This window comes from Pseudomonas sp. P5_A12, from assembly GCF_056400685.1.
The window spans coordinates 1-702 of sequence record NZ_JBFUKU010000619.1 but is presented as its reverse complement, the minus strand read 5'-3'; the positions used below and the strand labels follow the sequence as shown (position 1 = coordinate 702).

General features: G+C 48.4%; 2 protein-coding genes. Both read left to right on the top strand.

All coding sequences use genetic code 11. The annotated features are described in order from the left end of the window. Positions 1–290, top strand: a 290-nt coding sequence (locus AC1DSG_RS31530; RefSeq protein ID WP_477794350.1) for a hypothetical protein, incomplete at its 5' end; no start/stop codon positions are given. A 72-nt stretch (positions 291–362) separates the two neighbouring features. After that, positions 363–702: tetratricopeptide repeat protein (locus AC1DSG_RS31525; RefSeq protein WP_477794349.1), on the top strand; the 340-nt coding region annotated here is incomplete at its 3' end.

Genomic DNA, 702 nt, shown 5'->3' with positions numbered 1-702 from the left:
CAAAAGTAGAGCCTCACATGGTCAGGTATCTTGTATCTGTCACCTGCAGCACTGCCACGGGCACTTGCAGAGGAACCCGTCTAAGACTCAAGAATGTTGATGAAGGGAGGCCGCTGAAGCTTCTAGACGTACAAAGCCTTGATAATATGCGTTTGGTTTCTGTGAGTGGAAAAGTGGCGACCCTTGTTGAATATGTCTTTACCTACACGCTTGATATTCCTAAAAAAGTAGTGAATTTTAGAGAGTCAGATACTGATCAAGACGGGGTGGGCTCTGGTCCTTGCCCATAATCCGCCATAAATTGAATCCTGTAGCCGACCTGCCGTTTCGGCCAAAAAAACTCGAGCGAAGATGAATAGATCATGAAACCCAAAGTCGCGATGCTGGCGCTTATCTTGGCACTATTTCAGTCGTTGGCTTTCGCTGAATGGAATGTCGAGGATATTCGGGAGAACGCCGAAAAAGGGAATATGTATGCTCAAGCCTCCCTTGGTCTTTCATACTTCTTTGGGAAAGGGATATCTCAAGACTATGAGAAAGCAGCTGCTTGGAATCATAAAGCTGCCGAGCAAGGTAGCCAATCGGCCCAGTCACTGTTGGGCCTTGCGTATTATAAAGGCTGGGGAGTCCAGCAGGACTACAAGGAGTCGCTGGCTTGGTACTTGAAAGCAGCCATGCAGGGCGATCCTGGCGCACAGGGAT